Genomic DNA, 2,063 nt, shown 5'->3' with positions numbered 1-2,063 from the left:
TTTAAGTACTGGCGTTTGACCATCTTCATTTTTGTAGATGCCAACACCAAGGTTAATTTTCTCTTCACGAGAGTCTTTTTTAAATTCTTCAGTAAGGCCGAGAATAGGATCGGCGGGAGCTGCTAACACTTTTTCAAACATAATCTTCATCCATGTCAATTGAGAGGGAGGTAATAATAACTCCAGTATTTATACCTTTCATATAAGGTTGATACAACTCAAAACCTAGAATTTATTAAAACGATTTATAACTAACAGTTTCGAAAATTTGATTTAAGGGATTTTTCGGCATTTCCATTTGAAACGACTGTACGTTGGCGTTGTTTTGTTCAACGTAATTCATTGCTATTACTATGGTTTTTATTCATGTTTAGACTGGTCGATATAAAGGAACCACATAGAATGAAGAAAATACTAAGTCTATGTTTTGTGGTACTAGCGGTAGTCATGGCTGGTGGGTGCAAAGATAGCAAAAACGAAGGCCATAAACCTATGGTCTATAAGCCTACGAAAGCATCACCCCCGGATCTTTCAGTAGCCATTACGGTTAATGGTAAAAAGCGTACTTTAGAGCTCCATCGTTACTCGATCCGAGAGCCCGATATGAAAGTATATCTTTGGGATCACCGTATTAATGGGCATGCTCCAGCAAGTACAATTAATACCCCTGATATCCGTGTTTATCGTGGTGTTGATACCAGTGATGAAAATACGCAAGTTATTGCAGCACTGACGACTAAGAATAAACTCTATGTGACGGCTTACCGTGGTAGTCAAACAGTATGGACGATTGAAAAGGCAGACATCATAAGTGGCTTATCTGCGAATAAGTTGACAGCAAAAGCTCAAAACTTAGCGTCGGTTACGCCGCAGTCTACAATTTTAGACAATATGCAAAAGGCAATTAAAACCATAGATGAAAGGCCGAGTGCACCAACGTCTGGCTTAGATAACTTAATTGCTAAAGACAAAACGCAAGTTCAATTGCACAAAGTAAAAGTGGCAGTTCATGTCTCTTACCAAGCGTTTGTTCAAGAAGCGGATAGCAATTTGGACGACGCCATGGTTCTTGTCGATTACTACATTAATTTAGTTGACTATGTGTTGAGCCGAGATGCTTTGTTGCGTTTTTCTGTCAATGATGTGTTGATCGAAACGTGGGGCTATCTGGACGACCATTACCAAACTTGTAAAAAAAGTGCTTCTCATGACGCTTGTAAGGCGTGGGGTTACCAACATGAGAATGAACCTATTCGAGTTGCTGCTATAAAATGGTGGGATGAGCAAAGAAAAACGCGAGGTTGGGATCTCAAACATAGAATGCTGTGGCTGAAAGGCAACTGGATTCTAGGCGTAAACTTCGGAAGTATTGTTCGCTCTCCTGGTGACATCATCGGTGCAGACGGCGTTGTATTACATGAAACCGCACACTACTTAGGCACAGGCCATAGTACCTCGGCTGAAGGTGAAGGTATTCAAGGTGGCGCTGCTCATGTTGATGACATCAACTTTACACGTTATAAAAATAACCGTTTGAGAAGAAATTTGGTTGGGCTTGCCGACTACCCTTTGCCTCCATCGGCTAAAATCGACCATTTCAGCGTAAAACGAGACAGCACGACTGGCTTAGATGTGCTCAAAAATGACTTTGACGCGAATGGCGACACTATTTCTATCCATAAGGTTGATAAATATTCAGCACAGGGTGCAGAACTTAAAATCGCCAATGGAAAAGTAACTTATAAAGCCCCAAAAGGTTTTATTGGTGAAGATGAGTTCCACTACATCATTACTGATGGCAAGAAACTTTTCGACCGAGATGTCGTACATGTCAAAGTCACATCGCCTGACTTATATGCTCGCTTTGATTTTGAGCAGGCTCCTATCGATGACTTATGGGTAGTAAACGCTCAAACAGGCTTGTCTGAGCAGTTAGCCGCCGCTAAAAACTCAAGTAAACAGTCGATTTCAGAGGTTTGGGTCAACCAAGGCTATGCTAATTCGAAGACGCTTAAACTAGGCGCTTATGAATCTGTAAAATCTAATTTACTAGAGAATGATGT

Annotated in this window: 1 protein-coding gene and 1 pseudogene; one reads left to right on the top strand and one right to left on the bottom strand. The window is 40.9% G+C overall.

Annotated elements, in window-relative coordinates; translation table 11 throughout:
- Positions 1 to 141, bottom strand: a pseudogene (locus AB4653_RS00090) (aromatic amino acid aminotransferase); the annotation flags it as partial.
- A 261-nt stretch (positions 142 to 402) separates the two neighbouring features.
- Here AB4653_RS00090 and AB4653_RS00085 point away from each other — a divergent pair.
- On the top strand, positions 403 to 2,063 hold a 1,661-nt coding region (locus AB4653_RS00085; RefSeq protein WP_372103062.1), incomplete at its 3' end, for an Ig-like domain-containing protein.

The sequence above is a fragment of the Vibrio sp. 10N.222.48.A3 genome, from assembly GCF_041475345.1.
Lineage (GTDB): Bacteria > Pseudomonadota > Gammaproteobacteria > Enterobacterales > Vibrionaceae > Vibrio > Vibrio tasmaniensis_A.
This window is presented reverse-complemented; position numbering and strand designations above follow the sequence as displayed.